An 18076-nucleotide genomic window follows, 5' to 3' on the forward strand; every position below is an offset into this window, starting at 1 on the left:
CAGTGTTCTCGCGAAATAATGGCATACGTAGATCAGGCATCTCGAAGAAGAGAAGTCAAAAGTTATTTGGAGACAGTCTTGGCATTTACCATTGCGCGCAGTCTGGTGGCCTTTGGCATCGCCGTTTCAGCCGGCCTTTTCATGTCGATTGGATTGCAGCAATCGGCGCTTGAAAGGCTGAAGGTCAACGGCCCGGTTTACGAGCAGGTGGTCTACGGCAAGGATCTCATCGCCGATATATTGCCGCCTCCGCTCTTCGTGGTCGAATCCTACATGCTCTCCTTCGAGGCGAGCAAATTCCCCGAGCTCACCGAAACCAATCTGGCGAAGATCGCCAATCTGAAAGCCGCTTACGACGACCGTCGCGCCTATTGGAAAACCACCAGGCTGCCGCAGGCTTTGAAGGATGAGCTTGAAAGCGATGTGCTGACCAAGGGCGATGCATTCTGGGAGGTGATGAACCGCGAGATCATCCCGGCGCTGAAAGCAAAGGACGAAGATAAGGCGCACGGCGCGATCGAGCAATTGCGCGTCGCCTTCCATACGCACCAGGATGCTGTGGAGAAGCTCGTCGCGAATTCCGACGCTTTCCTGAAGGGCGAGGAAAAGAACGCAGCTTCTGAAATCGTGACCTGGACGATCTATGCGGGAGCTGCCGGCTTCGGCTCCTTCGCTCTGCTGCTGGTCGGGCTCTATCTCCTGCGCCGCCGGGCAATCGTGCCGCTCGACGGCATGAAGGCCTATATGGGCAATCTGGCCGAGGGCGATTTTTCGACCGAAGTTCCCTATGCGAACCGTTCCGACGAGATCGGCGCCATGTCCAAGGCCGTCGCGGTCTTCCGCCGCAACGCCTTGGAACGTCAAGACGCGCAGAAGCGCGAAGCGGTCCTTCGCGATGCCGAATTCGAGCGCGAGCGCAGCCAGATGGCCGAGAAGGCGGCCGAGGAGCGGACACGCGAAACGGTTATTGACGAGTTGACATACGGCCTAGATCAGCTGTCGCACGGCAATCTCGATTGCCGCCTCACGACACCCTTTGCCGCCACCTACGAGAGCTTGCGCGCCAAGTTCAACGACAGCATGAACGCGCTTTCGGCCTCAATGGCCGAGGTCGCCCAGACCTCCAGGCAGGTCGGCAGCTCCTCCGCCGGCATCACGAATGCCGCCGACAGCCTTGCATTGCGTACCGAACAGCAGGCAGCGATGCTTGAAGAGGCTACGAGCGCGCTCGGCGAAATGAACGCCAAGGCCAAGGATGCTTCGAACCATGCCGGCAAGGCGACCGGCATGATGGCCGAGACGCGCAGCAGCGCCGAACATTCGGCTGCCATCGTTCGCGATGCGATCGCTGCCATGCAGAAGATCGAAGCTTCGTCCGCCCAGATCGGTGAGATCGTCAACGTCATCGACGAGATAGCCTTCCAGACCAACCTTCTGGCGCTCAACGCCGGTGTGGAAGCCGCCCGCGCAGGCGAAGCGGGCAAAGGCTTCGCCGTTGTAGCGCAGGAAGTACGTGAGCTCGCCCTCCGTTCGGCCAATGCCGCCAAGGAGATCAGATCTCTGATTTCCACGTCATCGTCTCAGGTTTCCACCGGCGTGGAGCTCGTCAACCGCACTGGCAAGGCGCTTATGGAAATCGAAGGCCAGGTCGAGCAGGTCGCCGACCTGATCGCCCGCATCGTTTCGGTTTCCTCCGAGCAGACGGTGGCGATCGGGGAAATCAATGCTTCCGTCAATGCGCTCGATGAGGTCACGCAGCGCAACGCCGCCATGGCCGCGGAAACGGTCTCAGCCTGCCGTGCGCTCGGCGGCCAGACGCAGACGCTGGAAGGGATTGTCGGTCGTTTCCAGACCGATGCGGCAACTGCTGGGTCAAGAGCGCGGAAGGCAGCTTGATGTTGATCGGAAGGTGACGTTCACCACACGCCAGTCGCCGTTCAGTTCGTCACAATCGCCACGACCCCAACGCAATCGCCTGATTTGACCAGCCCCGGGAAATGCCGCGCACAGAGAATACCGTCCATGGCGGCACGGATCTCGCGCGGCGCCTCACCCGTCCTGCCCGTCGGATAGATGCGAGCGATGACGGCGTCCTTGGCGACCGCTTCACCGAGATCGATGGCGGGCTCGATCAAACCGCCCTGTTCAGCGAAAGAGAAACAGCGGCCATCCGGCATATCCAGCCAGGTCGTTGGCTCGGTATCGACGGCGCCGGCGACGATACCGGCATGTCGCAGCACGTTCATGGTGCCACGTTTGGCGATCGCCGCACTTCTGGCCGTGGCGGTACCTCCACCGCCGAGCTCGGTCGTGATGAAGATCTTGCCCATTTCTTCAGCCGCCGTGTCATACATGCCGACCGCATCGATCTCCAGCATCTTCATCGAATAGGGTGCGGCAAAGGCTGTCACGAAATCGAAAGCCTGCGCCTCCTGTTGTTTGTTCGGCAGGATGTGCGCTGCGCAGAACGGGAGAAAATCGAGCGTCTTGCCGCCGGAGTGGAAGTCGAGGACGATATCCGCCATCGGCAGAAGCACACGGCTGAAATAGTCGGCGATCTTCTCGGTCACCGCGCCGTCCGGCCGGCCGGGGAAACTGCGGTTCATGTTGCCCTTGTCGATCGGCGACGTCCTGGTGCCCGCCAGGAATGCCGGATAATTCATTGCCGGCACGATGATGACGGCGCCGCTCACCTCCTCAGGCTTCAGCGAGCGGGCGAGATCGAAGAGCGCGATCGGTCCCTCATACTCGTCGCCGTGATTGCCGCCGGTCAGAAGCGCCGTCGGCCCCTTGCCGTTCCTGACGACCGTTATCGGGATCATCACCGATCCCCAGGCGGAATCGTCGCGGCTGTAGGGCAGCCTGAGAAAACCGTGCTGGACGCCCTCGGCGGCGAAATCCACCGTCGCGCTGATCGGCGACGGCCGCAAACGGGTCTCTGTCATGACAGCCTCAATCCTTCACCATCAGTTTGCGCGGCACGTTGGCGAGGCACTCGACACCGCTCTCGGTGATGAGGATGCTCTCCGTCGTTTCGAACCCCATGTCCTCGAGCCAGAGGCCGGTCATGAAATGGAAGGTCATGCCGGGCTTCAACTCCGTCCGATCGCCCGGCCGCAGGCTCATGGTGCGCTCGCCCCAGTCCGGCGGATAGGAAAGCCCGATCGGGTAACCCGTACGGTTATCCTTGACGATCCCGTATTTCTTCAGCACCGCGAAGAAGGCATTGGCGATATCCTCGCAGCTATTGCCGGGTCTGGCGACCGCAAGACCGGCTTCCATACCTTCCAACGTCGCTTTTTCGGCGTCGAGAAAGGCCTGCGTCGGCTTGCCGAGGAAGACGGTGCGCGACAGCGGCAGATGATAGCGGTTGTAGCAGCCGGCAATCTCGAAGAAGGTGCCCTCCCCCTTCTTCAGCGGCCGATCATCCCAGGTCAGATGCGGAGCGGATGCTTCGACGCCGGACGGCAGCAGCGGCACGATGGCCGGATAGTCGCCGCCGATGCCGTCGACGCCGCGCGTGCCGGCGTCATAGATTTCCGCCACCAGATCGCACTTGCGCATGCCGACTTCGATCTTGTCGAAGATGCGGGCATGCATGGCTTCGACGATGCGGGCGGCATTGCGCATGTACTTGATCTCGGTCTCGCTCTTGACCGCGCGCTGCCAGTTGACCAGCGCGGTCGCATCGGTGAAACGCGCATTCGGCAGATGCTTCTGCAGCGCGGCGAAGGCTGCGGCGGAGAACCAGTAATTGTCCATTTCGACGCCGATCGTCAGCTTGCCGAAGCCGCGTTCCGTCAGGATGCCGGAGAGGTAATCCATCGGGTGGCGCTCAGTCGACTGCACGTAGTGATCGGGATAGCCGACGATGTTGTCGTGGCTGAGATAGGCGGTGAGCTTGGCGCCGTTGGCGTCCTGGCCGCGGCCGAACCAGATCGGCTCGCCCTGCGGCGGCACGATCACCGCCTGATGCACGTAGAAGGACCAGCCGTCATAGCCGGTCAGCCAGGCCATATTCGAGGGATCGCTGACAATAAGCAGATCGACGCCCTTCGCCTCCATGGCACGCCGTGTCTTTTCCAGGCGCTCGGCATATTCGCCGAGCGAGAACTTCAGATGGGGCTGGGTCATATCTCTTCCCTTCTTGTCCGGCGCCGCGCCGGTCAGCTTTCGAATGTGGTGCCGGCATTCGCCGCGCCGGCTCGGGCAAAAGCGAGCGTGGCGATGGCGGTGTCCTGAATGCCGGTTCCCGTGAGGTCGGCGATGGTGATCTGCTCGTCGCCCGTCCTGCCCGGCATTCGCCCGGCGACGATCCGGCCGAGTTCGGCGAAATCGGCATCCCTTTCGACGAGGCCCGCTTCGATCGCATGGTGAAGCTCACCCAGCCGGCGCGTCTGCTTCAGGCTGTCGGCGACATAGAGGCCGGCGCCGGCGATGGCCGCGGGATCGATCTCGTTCTTGTGCTCGGCATCCGATCCCATGGCCGTCAGATGCTGCCCGGGTCCGAGCCAGCCGGCTCCAATAATCGGTTTTTCCGCGGGCGTGGTGGTCACCACGATATCGGCGCCGGACATTGCTTCCCGCGGGTCGGATATCGCGTTGACGGGAAAGCCGAGCCTTGCCGCCAGTTCCGCAGCCACGCCCTTAGCCTTGGTCGCATCCCGCGCCCATATCCTGGCGTCACGGATCGGCCGCACTAGCGTCAGCGCTTCCAGCTGCAGCCGCGCCTGCATGCCGGCGCCGAAGATTGCCGCCACGCTGGAATATTGCCGCGACAGATGTTTTGCCGCGACGGCGCCGGCCGCGGCGGTGCGCACGTCGGTGAGATAGCCGTTGTCGAGAAGCAGCGCCTGCACCAGGCCGGTCCGGCTCGACAGCAGCACCATCATGCCGTTGGTGCTCGGCAGACCGATTTTTGGATTGTCGAAGAAGCCGGGGCTGATCTTGATCGCGAAACCCTCGATGCCGGGAATGTAGGCGGTCTTCACATCGACCTCGCCCCGATACTCCGGAATGTCGAGTCGCAGGATCGGCGGCATGGCGACCGCCTTCGTCGCAAGCGCGGCGAAGGCCTGCTCGACGCAAGCGACCGCGTCTGGATCGAGCCCGACGATCTCTCGCAATTCCGCTTCCGTCAGAATAATCATGCAGTATCCTCCGCGAACGCCACATCCTCGCCATTGATCACGCGGCGGTGCTGTTCCATGTCGACATTCCGACCCGAAAGGATCGCAACGACCGGGCCGCCGGTGCGGATCTTTCCGGCCAGCAGCGCTGCGATGCCGACTGCGCCCGCCCCCTCGACGACCTCGCCCTCGCAGGCATAGGCATGGCGCATGCCGGCGGCGATCTCCGTCTCTGTCAGCAGGACGACGCCGTCGAGAAGTTCGCGGCACATGGCGAAGGTCACGCGATTGTCGAGGCCGATGCCGCCGCCGAGCGAGTCGGCGAGGCTCCTCATCTCCTCGACCTGCACCGGCCCTCCGGCATCGAGGCTCGCCTTCATCGCCGCGCCCCGTTCCATCGACAGGCCGATCACCTTCGTTTTGGGATTGACGCCCTTGACCGCGGCGGCGACGCCCGCCGCAAGGCCGCCGCCCGAAAGCGGCACCAGCACCGTTGTCAGCTCAGGCAAGGCGTCGGCGATTTCGAGCCCGAGCGTTCCCTGCCCGGCGACGACGTCAGGATGGTCGAAAGGCGGGATCATCATCAGCCCCTCCTCCCGCACCAGCCGGTCGACTTCCTGCTGCGCCTCGTCCTGCGATCGGCCGACGATGCGCACATCGGCGCCGAGACGGCGGATTTCCGCAACCTTGTTCTCCGGCACCAGCCGCGACATGCAGATCGTCGCGACTGCGCCTTGCGCCTTCGCGGCGTGGGCAAGCGCCCGGCCGTGATTTCCGGTCGAGGCGGCGACGACGCCGCGTGCGCGTTCTGCCGGTGACAATGACAACACCGCATTGGTCGCCCCGCGTAGCTTGAAGCTGCCCGTCGTCTGATGATGTTCGAGCTTCAGCCAGACCGGAACGCCGGCAATCTCGGCAAGCGATGCCGACAGCACCATCGGTGTTTCGACGACCCGGCCGGCGATCCGCCGCGCCGCTGCGCGAATATCCTCCAGCGAAACCGGCAAGGTGCTCACCATGATCTCAGCCTTCCCCATAGGGCATGGTCATCAGCCGGCCGAACTCGGGCCGCACCCGATCTTCGCCGCAAAGCCTCAGGCAGGCCCAGGCGGTTGCGAGATTGCTGGTCACCACCGGCTTGCCGGTCTCGCCTTCGATGCGGGCGGCGACCTGTGCGGCGCGCAGAGCCGTGCAGGAGATGAATAGCGCGTCGGACCGCGGCGCCAGCGCCTCACGCGCGAAGACGGCGATCTCATCCGGCGCAATCCGAGCCATCTCGCGATCGTCGCTCAGGCCGAGGCAGGTGAAGCGGTCGATCGCAAAGCCGAGAGCTGCGAAATAATCCGCCATCGGCCGACTGGTCTCGATCGTATAAGGCGTCAGCACCGAAATCCGGCGGGCGCCGAGCGCCTTCAGGCCCTTCATCGCCGCCGCCGTCGGCGTCACCACTGAAGCGCCCGGCTTAGCAGCGTGGATCGCCGCTTCGATATTGCGGTCGCCAATGACGACCGAGGCGGAGGTGCAGGAATACATGATCGCATCCAGCGCCTCATCCGGCAGGATCAGCCCGGCGCCTTCCGTCAAAGACGGCTGCATTTTCAGAAGGTTTTCCGGCGTGACCGGATTGGCATAATGGATGCGGCTGACATAGACGCCGATGCGGTCGCTGGCGACCATGCGCCGGAAGTCGACTTCGCTCGTGTGATCAGTCGCCAGAATGACGAGGCCGATGCGCTTTTCGAGCGGCCGGTCATCCAGCCGTGGCCGCCGGCCGGCGGGGATGATTTCGATTCCAGAGGTCATGTCAGTCATCCATCCTGGCGTAACGCTCCTCAAGCCAGCGCAAGCCTACGACCGAGATCAGGCTGATGACGAGGAAGAAGGCGCCAACGAGCGTCATCGGTTCGATGTAGCGATAGTTGCTGTTGGCGATGCTCTTGGCCTGGTTCATCAGCTCGAGCACAGTGATCGCCGAAAGCAGCGGCGTTTCCTTGAACATAGCAATGAAATAATTGGCGAGCGCCGGGATCATCGGCGGAATGGCTTGCGGCAGGACCACGTGAATCCAGGTCTGGCGCGTCGTCAGATTGGTAGCCCTGGCCGCCTCCCATTGTCCGCGCGAGACGTTCTCGATGCCGGCGCGATAGACCTCGGCGGTATAGGTCGCGTAGTGAATCCCCATGCCGATGACGCCGGCGGTTAGCGGCGACAGCCGAATGCCGATATCCGGCAGCACATAGAAGATGAAATAGAGCTGCACCAGCAGCGGCGTACCGCGAATGAATTCGGGGACGAAACCGACCGTGCGTGAGACGGCGGCGACCGGGGATCGCCGCGCAATGGCAAGCGCCAGCCCGACCACCATCGCGACCGCGGCGCCGAGGATGGTGGCTAGAATAGTGATCTTGAACCCCTCGAGAAGGGTCGGCATGATCTGCCAGACGAAGTCCCAATCCCATTCCATCCGGTCAGGCCCTTATGCCGTCGACGCCACGCGCCATCCGCCGCTCGAGCCAGCGCATTGCCGTCGAAATCGCGAGGGCCATGAAAAAATATAGAATGAGGATCGTCGCGAAGGGCACCAGCGTATTGCCGGTCTGCGCCCGCACCACCTGCGCCTGAAACGTCATGTCCGTCAGCGAGATCAGCGACACCACGGCCGTACCCTTCAAAAGCTCGATCGCATTGTTGCAGAAGGTCGGCAGCATCAGCGGCAACGCCTGCGGCAAGATGACATGGCGCATGCGCTGGTATCGCGAGAGGTTGAGCGCGATGCAGGCTTCCGACTGTTCGCGCCCGACCGCCTTGACGGCGCCACGCACCACCTCCGCGCCATAGGCGCCGACATTCAGGCCGAGCGCCAGCACGCCCGCCTGCAGCGGCGTCAAGGTCAATCCCGCGAAGGGCAGGACGAAATAGACCCAGAAGAGCTGGACGAAGATTGAGGTGCCGCGAAAGAATTCGATATAGGCGGTCGCCAGAGCCCGGACGGCAAAAAAACGCGACAGGCGGCCGAGGCCGGCCAGGAAAGCCATGACGAGCGCCAGCGCCGAGCCCATGATCGTCAGTTCGAGCGTCACCAAGGCGCCTTGAAGGATCAGTGTCAGATAGCCGGACCACACCGACATCGGTAGCTCACTTCTCTGGAGATGGTGCGAAGGGCAACCGGCCATGGCGGGAGCATGGCCGGCTGCTTACATCAGGTCACTTGGCTGCGGCGCAGAGCTTTTCGCGGCTCGTCGACATCGCCGCCTTGGCCGAGAAGCCGTAAGGTTCGATTATCTTGGCGAATTCGCCCGATTCCTTCAGCTTCTTCAGCTCGACGTCGAAGGCATCGCGAAGCGCAACGTCCTGCTTGCGGAAGGCGGCGCCGTCGCAATAGACCGGCGCATTGACGACGGGCGCGACGGTTTCGAGGTTTGGATCGTTCGCCTTGGTCAACAGGTCGTGGATCGACAGGACCGGCAGCGAATAGACGTCGATGCGGCCGTCCTGCAGCATCTTGATGCCGCTCTGCCCGTCCGGAACCACGATAACGCGGTCACGCGGCACGCCGGCTTCCAGCGCCAGCTTCTCTTCCGTGCCGCCGCCCGGCGCGCCGATCTTGGCGTTCGGGTTGTCGGCGATATCCTTGTAGCTGTTCAGCTTCAGCGGGTTGCCCTTCTTGAGGGCAAAGGCTTCAGCGTCGCACAGGATCGGTTCGGAATAGGCGACGGCATTGCAGCGTTCGGGTTTCATGAAGAGGCCCGCCGTAATCGCGTCATGGCGGCCGGCCTGCAGGCCGGGGATCATCGCGCCGTATTCCGAGATCGAGGCGACCACTTCCTTGACGCCGAGCTTTTCGAAGATCACGCGCGCCACATCGGGGGCGGCGCCCGAAACCTTGCCATCGGCGCCGACGGCGGTGAATGGCGGCTCGTTGGCGATGGCGATGCGGGCAAAACCCTGTTCCTTCAGCTGTTCGAGCTTGTCATCGGCGGCGGATACCGAAGCGGCCGCCGTAACCAGAAGCACCGACAGGCTGACGGCGCTCAAAACATATCCTGCTTTCATCGTTCCCAACTCCTCTGGCTTTTCTCTTTGCGTTTTGTTCTTTGCGGGCAATGTCTGAGGTCAGACGCGGTGCCCAGCCGCGATGATCTTGCGCAGGAAGGTCTGCGTCCTTTCCTGCGTCGGATTGCGGAAGATGTCGCCGGGCCTGCCTTCCTCGACGATCCTGCCGCGATCGAAGAACAGCACGCGGTCGGCAAAGTCGTGGGCAAAGCCCATTTCGTGGGTGACGAGAAGCATCGTCATATCGGTCTCGGAAGCGAGCTTCCGCATGACGTTCAGCACCTCCTCGACCAGCTCCGGGTCGAGTGCCGAGGTCACCTCGTCGAACAGCATGATCTTCGGCGACAGCGCCAGCGCCCTGGCAATGGCGACGCGCTGCTTCTGCCCGCCGGAAAGCTGCGCCGGCACACTTTTCGCCTTGTCGGCTAGGCCGACCATATCGAGAAGCTCCATCGCCCGCTTCTCGGCTTGCGGCCGCTTGATTCCCTTGGTCAGCATCGGCGCCAGCGTCACGTTATCGAGGACGCATTTATGCGGGAACAGGTTGAAGTGCTGGAAGACCATGCCGATCTTTTCCCGCATGCGATGCAGGTGCCGCTCATCGGCCGCCACCAGCCCGCTGCCACCAGGCATGTGGTAGAGCTGCTCGCCGTCGACCTCGATATGGCCGCCGCTGATCGTCTCCAGCGTCATCAGGATGCGCAGGATCGTCGTCTTGCCGGAGCCTGAAGGCCCGATCAGCGCCAGCTTCTCGCCCGGCATAACATTCATCGACAGACCGTCGAGCACTGTCAGCGGACCGTATCTCTTAACGATGTTGTCGATGCGGATGATGGGCGCAGGCATTCATGTCTCTCCTTGTTGAGACAAGCAATAACCTAACGATGACGGCCCACGAAAATCATGTCAATTCGTAAAATAATATCATGACAATTATTCTGCGCCTGCCGACAAATGCAGCGCTGGCGTCAAATCGCGAGCAGCAGCTCTTCCGGATTTCCCTGCGCCAGCGAGGCGACAATCCCAAGTCCGGTTCGCAGTTCGCCTTCCGTCGTCGAGCCGAGCGATATGCGCACCGCTGGCGTCCAGCCATGATCGGTGGTGTGGAAGGATTTGCCCGGCGCAATCGCCACGCCGCGCAGCCTTGCCTGCGACACGAAACCATCCTCCGTATGGCTGCCGGACAGCGGCAGCCATACATGCAGGCTTTGCGGGTGCGTTCGATAGGACAGGCCGGCCAGCATCTCCGCCGCGATCGCATGGCGTCCGACAAGGGCGCGGCGCTGCCAGTTGACGAGTTCCATCGCCGTGCCATCGCTGACCCAGCGACTAGCGATCTCGGCCATGGCAGGCGTCGCCATCCAGCTGGAGACGAGATGCCGGTTGGCGACGGCGGCAACATAGCGGTCGGGCGCGACAAGGTAGCCGATCCTGAGGCCGGGAACGGTAATCTTCGTAAAGCTCGTGACGTAAAGCGTGCGCTCCGGCGCAACGGCCGCCATCGGCGGCGCCCGGTCCTCGATCATCGGCCCGAGAATATCGTTTTCGATGATCGCTATGTCATGCTTGGCGGCGACGGCGGCTAGCGCCCGCCGGCGCTCCGCGCTCATCAGCGCCGCCATCGGATTGATCACCGACGGCTGCAGGAAAATCGCCCGGATCGGCCCCGTTCGACAGGCCTCGTCCAGCGCTTCGGGAATCATCCCCTCCTCGTCGATTGCCAACCCTTCGAGGTGCAGGCCGAGATAGCCGCAGAGCGGCACCAGCGTATGATGGCTGATCGCCTCGGTGGCAATGGTCGAACCGGGCGGGGCGACACTCATCAGCGCTACCGTCATGCCCGAGGTCGCACCATTCGTCAGGCTGACGTTCAGCGGCGATACGTCGAGCCCGCAGCGCGCCAGCCATTCCGTGGCAACGACGCGATGGCGGGGAAAAACCATATTCGGCCGGAACGACAGGGCCGAGCTGGACGGCAGATTCTCGGAGAGCCAGCCAAAGGCTTGGCGCAGTCTTTCCAGATGGATCTGCTCGCACACCGGTTTCAGGATCGAAAGATCGATTACCTCCCCCAGTCGTTCCGGCAGATAAGGCGGCTCCGGCTCGCGCGGCCGCGTCTGCACGAAGCTGCCGCGTCCGATCTCACCCGATATCAGCCCCCGGCGGCTCAGCTCGTCATAGGCACGGCTCACCGTCTGCACGGAAAGATGCAAATCATCCGCCAGCTTGCGATGCGGCGGCAATTGCGTGCCGTCAGAGAGCTTGCCGTCGGTGATCGCATTGGCGATCTGCTCGGCGAGCGAGAGATAGGCAGGCCGACGGAGTTGCGAGGGATCAGGGCGCCAATTTGTCATGATTTCAACACTGCTGAAAATCAGTTCAATTGACAATGCCAAAATCCGCTTCCATTGTCTTTTCGCCGCGTTTGAAATGATTTCTTTCTGAAGAAAGCGCCATGAAGCTCGACGCCATCGACTTGCGCATCCTCGACGCCGTCCAGCACGACGGCCGCATCACTAAGCTGGCGCTGGCCGAAAAGGCCGGGCTGTCGCCGACGCCGTGCTGGATGCGGCTGCGCAAGCTCGAAAAGGCAGGGATCATTACCGGCTACCACGCCCGAATCGCCCCGCGGCGCATTGCGCCGGTGGCCAGCGTGATGATGGAAGTAACGCTCGCCAATCATCGCCAGGCCGATTTCGAGCGCTTCGAGCGCGCCGTTGCCGCAACCCCCGAGATCGTCGCCTGCTGGTCGGTCGGCGGCGGCGTCGACTATATCCTGAAAATCATGGCGGCCGATATCGACGCCTATCAGCGGCTGGTCGATGGTCTTCTCGACCGCGAACTCGGCATCGACCGCTACTTCACCTACATCGTCACCAAAACGGTGAAGGAGGACACAGTCCTTCCGGTCTCTTCCTTCTCCGCCTCTGGGGAAGAACAGAATGTCTCGTAGACAATCTGTCTAGCAGACGGCCGTCCTTTAGACCGTCTGTCTCTTTCCGCCTTCGGTAAAGGACAATCTCTCGTCGGCTCTTGTGGAAGACTTGCGTCAACCGCAACGAGGAGATTGGACATGACCGCCGTTTTTGCCCGCCCCGACTATCATGATGCGCTGTCACGGCTTGCCGACCGTCATCTCCTACGCGATCTCGCTTATGTCGGCGGCCGGTGGATGGCGGGGGCGACAGGCAAAAGCTTCGCTGTTGCCGATCCGGCCTCGTCGGCAACGCTGGCCTGGGTTGCGAGCCTCGATGCGGAGGAGACAGCAATGGCGATCGATGGGGCGTCGCTGGCCTTTGCCGCTTGGCGCGCGATGCTGCCGCAGCACCGCGCGGCGATCCTGCGGGAATGGCACGCGTTGATGCTCGCCGCCAGGGAAGATCTGGCGCTGATCATGACGCTCGAACAGGGCAAGCCGCTTGCAGAAGCGCGTGGTGAGATCGACTACGCCGCCTCCTTCATCGAGTGGTATGCCGAAGAAGGCAAGCGGCTGAACGCCGAAAGCGTCACCAGCCATCTGGCCGGAGCGGAAATGATCGTGCGGCGCGAGGCGCTTGGGGTCGTCGGCGTCGTCACACCCTGGAATTTCCCTTCCGCCATGCTCACCCGCAAGGCGGGCGCAGCACTTGCCGCAGGCTGCACGGTCGTTGCCCACCCTTCTTCGGAGACGCCACTTTCGGCCCTCGCGCTTGCCGAACTCGGCGAACGGGCCGGCATTCCCGCTGGCGTCTTCAACGTGGTCACCGGCCATGCCGCAACGATCGTCGGACGGATGTGCAGCGATAGCCGCCTGCGCGCCATGAGCTTCACCGGTTCGACCGAGGTTGGCCGCCTGATCGCCGCCCAGTGCGCGCCGACCATGAAGCGGCTGGTAATGGAACTCGGCGGGCACGCGCCGCTGATTGTCTTCGACGATGCCGATGTCGCGAAAGCCGTCGAGATCGCCGTCGGCGCCAAGTTTGCGACATCGGGCCAGGATTGCCTTGCCGCCAACCGCATTTTCGTCCAGCGGCGCATTGCCGATGCCTTCACCAAGGCTTTTGCCGCGCGCATCGGCGCGCTGAAGGTCGGCGCAGGCATCGAGGCTGACAGCAAAATCGGGCCACTGATGCATGAACGCGCCGTCGTCAAGATCGAGGACCAGGTCGCTGACGCGTTGGCGCGTGGCGCCCGGCTCGTTGCCGGCGGCAGCCGCCATAGGGCCGGCCCGCTCTTCTATCAGCCGACGCTTTTGACGGATGTTCCCGCGGATGCGCTGATCATGCGGGAGGAGACTTTCGGGCCTGTGGCCGCACTTGCCACTTTCGATACGGAGGAAGAGGTCGTCGCCCGTGCCAACGATACCGAATATGGCCTGGTTGCCTATGTCGTCACCGAGAATGGCGCCCGCCAGATGCGCCTCGGCCGCACGTTGGAATACGGCATGGTGGCGATCAATCGCGTGAAGATCACCGGCGGTCCCATCCCCTTCGGCGGCTGGAAGCAATCCGGCCTGGGCCGCGAGGGCTCACGCCACGGGCTCGAGGCCTTCACCGAGCTCAAATACCTCTGCATCGACACCGCCGCCTGAGCACCCAATTTCAAGAAGAGGACAGGACATGCTCGACAAAAGCAACGAACTCACCGCCTGGGACCGCGATCACTTCTTTCACCCCTCCACCCATATGGGCATGCACGCGCGCGGCGAGACGCCGACGCGTGTCGTCGCCGAAGGGGAAGGCGTCTACATCACCGACACGAGCGGCCGCAAAAGCCTCGATGCCTTTGCCGGGCTCTATTGCGTCAATGTCGGCTACGGCCGCCAGAAGATCACTGACGCGATCGCCGAACAGGCGAAAAACCTCGCCTATTATCACGCCTATGTCGGCCACGGTACAGAAGCGTCGATTACGCTGTCGAAGATGATCATCGACCGCGCGCCCGCCGGCATGAGCCGTGTCTATTTCGGCCTCTCGGGCTCGGACGCCAACGAGACCAACATCAAGCTCATCTGGTACTATAACAACATCCTCGGCCGCCCCGACAAGAAGAAGATCATCTCGCGCTGGCGTGGTTATCACGGCTCCGGCGTCATGACCGGCAGTCTCACCGGCCTGGCGCTCTTCCACAATGCCTTCGACCTGCCGCGCGCGCCGATCCTTCATACCGAAGCACCCTATTATTTCCGCCGCGCCGACCGGTCGATGGATGAGGAGCAGTTCTCGCAATATTGCGCCGACAGACTGGAGGAGATGATCCTCGCCGAAGGCCCCGATACCATCGCCGCCTTCATCGGCGAACCGATCCTCGGCACCGGCGGCATCGTACCGCCGCCGCAAGGTTATTGGCAGAAGATCCAGGCCGTGCTCGACAAATACGACATCCTGCTCGTCGCCGACGAGGTCGTCACGGGCTTCGGTCGTCTCGGCACGATGTTCGGTTCGGATCACTACGGCATGAAGCCGGATCTGATCACCATCGCCAAGGGCCTGACCTCCGCCTATGCCCCGCTTTCCGGCAGCATCGTTTCGAGCAAGATGTGGCAGGTGCTGGTGCAGGGTTCCGATGAATTGGGAGCGATCGGCCACGGCTGGACCTATTCCGCCCATCCGATCTGCGCCGCCGCCGGCATCGCCAACCTCGAACTGATCGACGAAATGGACATCGTCGAAAATGCCGGCACGACCGGCGCCTATTTCCGCTCGGAACTGGAGAAGGCGGTGGGCGGCCATCGCAACGTTGGCGACGTCCGGGGCGACGGCCTGATGGCTGCGGTCGAGTTCGTCGAGGACAGGGATGATCGGATATTTTTCGATCCCGGCCGCAAAATCGGCCCGCAGGTCGCCTCGGCCCTTCTCGAACGCGGCGTCATCGGCCGCGCCATGCCACAGGGCGACATCCTCGGCTTTGCGCCGCCGCTCTGCCTAACGCGTCAGGAGGCGGACATTGTCGTCATGGCGACAGCGGACGCGATCGAAAGCGCCTTCAAGAACATCTGAGGAGAAGCCGCATGACGATCCCGGAAAAGATGGCAGCCGTTTTGCTCACCGGCCACGGCGGATTGGAGAAGCTCGTCTACGACCGAAACGTGCCCGTGCCGGCGCCGGCGGAGGGCGAGGTGCTGATCCGCGTCACCGCCTGCGGCATGAACAATACCGACGTTTGGGTCCGTGAGGGCGCCTATGGCACCGAGGACGACCCCTCCGCAATCTCGACCTGGCGCAGGCAGGGCAATACGCTGACATTTCCACGCATTCAGGGCACCGATACGGTTGGCCACATTGTCGGCGTTGGCCGCGGTATCGACCCCGCGCGCATCGGCGAACGCGTCATGGTCGACTTCTCGATCTATAATCGCGACGACGACAGTCTCGCCGACATCGACTACATGGGTCATGGCCGCAACGGCGGCTACGCCGAATATATGGCGCTGCCGGCCGAAAACGCCCATGTCGTCGCAACCGATCTGACCGATATCGAGCTCGCCACTTTCTGCTGCGCCTATCTGACCGGCGAGCGCATGCTGGAACGGGCGCGGCTTGCCGCAGGCGAACGCGTCCTCGTCACCGGCGCCTCGGGCGGCGTCGGCTCGGCGATCATCCAGCTCGCGCGCGCCCGCGGCGCCATCCCGATCGCCGTCGCCGGACCGGGCAAGGAGGCGGCAATGCTCGATATCGGCGCCGAAGCGGTCGTGACCCGCGGCAAGGGCGATCTGGTCGAAGCCGTCCATTCCGCAAGCTGCGGACAACCGATCGATGTCGTCGCCGACCTCGTCGGCGGGCCGCTGTTCAACGATCTCCTGAAGATCCTGCGCCCAGAGGGCCGTTACACGACGGCCGGCGCAATCGCCGGGCCCGTCGTCCAGCTCGACCTGAGGACCATGTATCTGAAGCAGCTGGAACTGCATGGATCGAGCCAGGGAAGCCGCGCCGACTTCCGCCGGCTGGTCGGCTATATCGAAAGCCGGAAGATCCGGCCTCTCGTCGGCGGTGTTTATCCGCTGTCTGAATTCCATCGCGCCCAGACCGAGTTCATGGCGAAGAATTTCGTCGGCAAATTGGTCGTGGTGCCCGACCGAGGATAAGGCGAGATTCCGATCGCGCCGCTGGCGAACCTTATCGGCGTATCGGCGTTTCACGGCCATGAACAATCGTCGCGATCACATCGGCCATTCGTTGAACCAGGCAATCTGGGGCGTCTCCGCGGCCTTGAAGGAAGCGAAACCGCCGGTCACGCCAGAAGGTCTCTGATGCCGGCTGCCAAGACGACATACCTGACCCCTGTCGAACTCGAAAAGATTCGTCGTGCTGTGGGCATTGCACGGCTGATGGACACCGCAGTCCGACTGCCTTTCATCGGCGTACGGATCGGCGCCGATTCGGTGCTCGGCCTCCTCCCCGGCATCGGCGACGTTGCCACGTCGCTCATCGGCCTTTACATCCTCAATGAGGCCCGGCGTCTCGGCGTTCCCAACCACAAGCTCGCACGCATGGCCGTCAATCTCGGCATCGATGCGGCCGGCGGGACGGTTCCGCTGGTCGGTGATCTCTTCGACGTCTATTTCAAATCGCATCGCCGCAACGTCGGTATCATCCTCGAACACTTCGGCATCAGCGAAGACGAGCTGAACCGGAGAATCTGAGAACCCTCGTCTTCGCCGGCAGCTCGGATGAGAACATGCAGCCGGCGCCTCACGCCGAAACTTCGGTCAGGGCGCCCGCCGTCTTCACGGCGTGATCGAGTACGAATTGCAGCTTGGCCGCGTGGGCAAAACCCGGCTCATCCGGCTGCCCTTTTTGCACCGCTTTTGCAAATCGCTGGAAATTGGTGATAACCGGTTCGACCTCGATCTTGCGCCAGATTGCCTTGTCGGCATCGGCGCCTTCGCAGACCCTGAGGGTCGAACCTTCAGGCGTATGCACCACCTCCAGCGCGCCCTTGTCTCCATGCAGGCGCAGGCGCAATTCGTTCAGATGGCCGGTTGCCCAGCGCGTCGCATGAATGACGCCGGCCGCACCGTTTTCGAGCTCTGCCATCATCAGAAAACTGTCATTGGCATCGAGCTCATACTCGCCGATCCGGTTCCCGGGACTCTTGTCGAACACCTTGAGATGCGATGCCGCCGCCTTGACGTCGCTTCCGGCGGCAAAGACCGCGAAGTCGAGAATGTGGATACCGACGTCGCCCAGCACGCCATTGGAGCCGTGCTTCGTCGACAGCCGCCAAAGCCATTGCGATTCCTTGGTCCAGTCGCCCCAGGCCTTCGAGACCAGCCAGCTCTGCAGATAGGACGCTTCGAAGTGACGGATGGCGCCGAGGCGGCCGTCCAGCACCATCTTGCGCGCTGCCTGCAACGGCGCCACGTTCCGATAGGTAAGGTTGACCATCGTGACCTTGCCGGATGCCGCGGCGGCATCGGCCATTTCCTTGGCTTCGCGGTAGTTGACCGCCAGCGGCTTCTCGCAGAGGACATGCTTGCCCGCGGCGAGTAACTTCATCGTCGTGGAATAGTGCGCGCGATCCGGCGTGACATTGGTGACGGCGTCAAATTCTCCCCAGGCAAGGGCGTCATCGAGCGACGTGAACGTCAGCGGGATAGTATGCCTGAGCGCGAAGGCCCGCAGCCGAACCTCATCCGTATCGACAGCGGCAACAATTTTGACGCCGGCGATTTCCGAAAAATGCATGGCATGGGTATTTGCCCATCCTCCGGTACCGAGAATGATCAAGCGCATTCTTTTGTCCTCATCGTTATCCATCAAAGCGTGAGCGGCCGCGCGATCATCACGGCGTCTTGCGGGGCCAAACGGCCCCTGCCCACGGCATCTCATCTGTTATCGGTAACCGGCTTCGCCGGCCTGGTGCAGTCTCGGGCCGCGTTCGACGATCGGCTCCAGCGCCTTTTCTACCGGCAC

The 18076-nt window shown here is 62.8% G+C and carries 17 protein-coding genes and 1 pseudogene; 6 read left to right on the top strand and 12 right to left on the bottom strand.

The annotated features are described in order from the left end of the window. Window positions 1–78 precede the first annotated feature (78 nt). Complete coding sequence (locus PYR71_RS23430) at window positions 79–1896, top strand: methyl-accepting chemotaxis protein (RefSeq protein ID WP_275621027.1); 1818 nt, start codon at window positions 79–81, stop codon at window positions 1894–1896. A 41-nt stretch (window positions 1897–1937) separates the two neighbouring features. Here the strand turns inward: PYR71_RS23430 and doeB are convergent, their stop codons facing one another. The 10 genes from doeB to ehuR form a co-directional block, all read right to left on the bottom strand. After that, window positions 1938–2945: a N(2)-acetyl-L-2,4-diaminobutanoate deacetylase DoeB gene (gene doeB, locus PYR71_RS23435; protein ID WP_275621028.1), complete on the bottom strand. Its 1008-nt coding sequence runs from the start codon at window positions 2943–2945 to the stop codon at window positions 1938–1940. 7 nt (window positions 2946–2952) lie between these two features. Then, on the bottom strand, window positions 2953–4134 hold the full coding sequence (gene doeA, locus PYR71_RS23440; protein WP_275621029.1) for an ectoine hydrolase DoeA: 1182 nt from the start codon (window positions 4132–4134) through the stop codon (window positions 2953–2955). 32 nt (window positions 4135–4166) lie between these two features. Continuing rightward, window positions 4167–5150 carry an ectoine utilization protein EutC gene (gene eutC / locus PYR71_RS23445; protein ID WP_275621030.1) on the bottom strand — a complete coding sequence of 328 codons (984 nt, stop codon included), beginning with the start codon at window positions 5148–5150 and terminating at the stop codon, window positions 4167–4169. Then, the gene (gene eutB, locus PYR71_RS23450; RefSeq protein ID WP_275621031.1) at window positions 5147–6148 is read right to left on the bottom strand and encodes a hydroxyectoine utilization dehydratase EutB; all 1002 of its coding nucleotides are present in this window, start codon (window positions 6146–6148) and stop codon (window positions 5147–5149) included. The genes eutC and eutB overlap by 4 nt, the downstream gene beginning before the upstream one ends. Before the next feature lie 4 nt (window positions 6149–6152). Continuing rightward, window positions 6153–6932, bottom strand: coding sequence for an ectoine utilization protein EutA (eutA, locus tag PYR71_RS23455; RefSeq protein WP_183934648.1), 780 nt, complete (start codon window positions 6930–6932; stop codon window positions 6153–6155). Window position 6933: 1 nt separating this feature from the next. Next, entirely contained in the window at window positions 6934–7593 is a 660-nt protein-coding gene (gene ehuD, locus PYR71_RS23460; protein WP_275621032.1) for an ectoine/hydroxyectoine ABC transporter permease subunit EhuD, read from the bottom strand. 4 nt (window positions 7594–7597) lie between these two features. Continuing rightward, the gene (gene ehuC / locus PYR71_RS23465; protein WP_183934650.1) at window positions 7598–8257 is read right to left on the bottom strand and encodes an ectoine/hydroxyectoine ABC transporter permease subunit EhuC; all 660 of its coding nucleotides are present in this window, start codon (window positions 8255–8257) and stop codon (window positions 7598–7600) included. Between the two features lie 76 nt (window positions 8258–8333). After that, window positions 8334–9182, bottom strand: coding sequence for an ectoine/hydroxyectoine ABC transporter substrate-binding protein EhuB (ehuB, locus tag PYR71_RS23470; RefSeq protein ID WP_183934651.1), 849 nt, complete (start codon window positions 9180–9182; stop codon window positions 8334–8336). A gap of 60 nt (window positions 9183–9242) precedes the next feature. Then, window positions 9243–10028, bottom strand: coding sequence for an ectoine/hydroxyectoine ABC transporter ATP-binding protein EhuA (gene ehuA, locus PYR71_RS23475; protein WP_020919732.1), 786 nt, complete (start codon window positions 10026–10028; stop codon window positions 9243–9245). Window positions 10029–10150: 122 nt separating this feature from the next. After that, on the bottom strand, window positions 10151–11536 hold the full coding sequence (ehuR, locus tag PYR71_RS23480; RefSeq protein WP_275621033.1) for a MocR-like ectoine utilization transcription factor EhuR: 1386 nt from the start codon (window positions 11534–11536) through the stop codon (window positions 10151–10153). Between the two features lie 101 nt (window positions 11537–11637). Between ehuR and PYR71_RS23485 the strand changes: the two genes are divergently transcribed. From PYR71_RS23485 to PYR71_RS23505, 5 genes are all read left to right on the top strand, one after another. Further along, the gene (locus PYR71_RS23485; protein WP_275621034.1) at window positions 11638–12135 is read left to right on the top strand and encodes an Lrp/AsnC family transcriptional regulator; all 498 of its coding nucleotides are present in this window, start codon (window positions 11638–11640) and stop codon (window positions 12133–12135) included. Between the two features lie 120 nt (window positions 12136–12255). After that, window positions 12256–13752 (top strand): NAD-dependent succinate-semialdehyde dehydrogenase, encoded by a 1497-nt coding sequence (locus PYR71_RS23490; RefSeq protein WP_275621035.1) that lies wholly within the window; start codon window positions 12256–12258, stop codon window positions 13750–13752. A gap of 28 nt (window positions 13753–13780) precedes the next feature. Beyond that, window positions 13781–15160 carry an aspartate aminotransferase family protein gene (locus PYR71_RS23495; protein ID WP_275621036.1) on the top strand — a complete coding sequence of 460 codons (1380 nt, stop codon included), beginning with the start codon at window positions 13781–13783 and terminating at the stop codon, window positions 15158–15160. An 11-nt stretch (window positions 15161–15171) separates the two neighbouring features. Next, window positions 15172–16245, top strand: a complete 1074-nt coding sequence (locus PYR71_RS23500) for an alcohol dehydrogenase family protein (RefSeq protein ID WP_275621037.1) — start codon at window positions 15172–15174, stop codon at window positions 16243–16245. 165 nt (window positions 16246–16410) lie between these two features. Beyond that, window positions 16411–16803 (top strand): DUF4112 domain-containing protein, encoded by a 393-nt coding sequence (locus tag PYR71_RS23505; protein WP_275621038.1) that lies wholly within the window; start codon window positions 16411–16413, stop codon window positions 16801–16803. Window positions 16804–16852: 49 nt separating this feature from the next. Here the strand turns inward: PYR71_RS23505 and PYR71_RS23510 are convergent, their stop codons facing one another. Both PYR71_RS23510 and PYR71_RS23515 read right to left on the bottom strand, forming a co-directional pair. After that, on the bottom strand, window positions 16853–17896 hold the full coding sequence (locus tag PYR71_RS23510; protein ID WP_183934658.1) for a Gfo/Idh/MocA family protein: 1044 nt from the start codon (window positions 17894–17896) through the stop codon (window positions 16853–16855). Window positions 17897–17995: 99 nt separating this feature from the next. Beyond that, window positions 17996–18076 (bottom strand): annotated as a pseudogene (locus PYR71_RS23515) (ThuA domain-containing protein); the annotation flags it as partial.

The sequence above is a fragment of the Rhizobium mulingense genome (genome assembly GCF_029194105.1).
Classification (GTDB): Bacteria; Pseudomonadota; Alphaproteobacteria; order Rhizobiales; family Rhizobiaceae; genus Rhizobium; species Rhizobium mulingense.

What these genes read in the sequence shown, in the direction of transcription:
- doeB (WP_275621028.1), bottom strand. Translation starts at nt 2,945, where the DNA reads ATGACAGAGACCCGTTTGCGGCCGTCGCCGATCAGCGCGACGGTGGAT.
- doeA (WP_275621029.1), bottom strand. Translation starts at nt 4,134, where the DNA reads ATGACCCAGCCCCATCTGAAGTTCTCGCTCGGCGAATATGCCGAGCGC.
- eutC (WP_275621030.1), bottom strand. Translation starts at nt 5,150, where the DNA reads ATGATTATTCTGACGGAAGCGGAATTGCGAGAGATCGTCGGGCTCGAT.
- eutB (WP_275621031.1), bottom strand. Translation starts at nt 6,148, where the DNA reads ATGGTGAGCACCTTGCCGGTTTCGCTGGAGGATATTCGCGCAGCGGCG.
- eutA (WP_183934648.1), bottom strand. Translation starts at nt 6,932, where the DNA reads ATGACCTCTGGAATCGAAATCATCCCCGCCGGCCGGCGGCCACGGCTG.
- ehuD (WP_275621032.1), bottom strand. Translation starts at nt 7,593, where the DNA reads ATGGAATGGGATTGGGACTTCGTCTGGCAGATCATGCCGACCCTTCTC.
- ehuC (WP_183934650.1), bottom strand. Translation starts at nt 8,257, where the DNA reads ATGTCGGTGTGGTCCGGCTATCTGACACTGATCCTTCAAGGCGCCTTG.
- ehuB (WP_183934651.1), bottom strand. Translation starts at nt 9,182, where the DNA reads ATGAAAGCAGGATATGTTTTGAGCGCCGTCAGCCTGTCGGTGCTTCTG.
- ehuA (WP_020919732.1), bottom strand. Translation starts at nt 10,028, where the DNA reads ATGCCTGCGCCCATCATCCGCATCGACAACATCGTTAAGAGATACGGT.
- ehuR (WP_275621033.1), bottom strand. Translation starts at nt 11,536, where the DNA reads ATGACAAATTGGCGCCCTGATCCCTCGCAACTCCGTCGGCCTGCCTAT.
- PYR71_RS23485 (WP_275621034.1), top strand. Translation starts at nt 11,638, where the DNA reads ATGAAGCTCGACGCCATCGACTTGCGCATCCTCGACGCCGTCCAGCAC.
- PYR71_RS23490 (WP_275621035.1), top strand. Translation starts at nt 12,256, where the DNA reads ATGACCGCCGTTTTTGCCCGCCCCGACTATCATGATGCGCTGTCACGG.
- PYR71_RS23495 (WP_275621036.1), top strand. Translation starts at nt 13,781, where the DNA reads ATGCTCGACAAAAGCAACGAACTCACCGCCTGGGACCGCGATCACTTC.
- PYR71_RS23500 (WP_275621037.1), top strand. Translation starts at nt 15,172, where the DNA reads ATGACGATCCCGGAAAAGATGGCAGCCGTTTTGCTCACCGGCCACGGC.
- PYR71_RS23505 (WP_275621038.1), top strand. Translation starts at nt 16,411, where the DNA reads ATGCCGGCTGCCAAGACGACATACCTGACCCCTGTCGAACTCGAAAAG.
- PYR71_RS23510 (WP_183934658.1), bottom strand. Translation starts at nt 17,896, where the DNA reads ATGCGCTTGATCATTCTCGGTACCGGAGGATGGGCAAATACCCATGCC.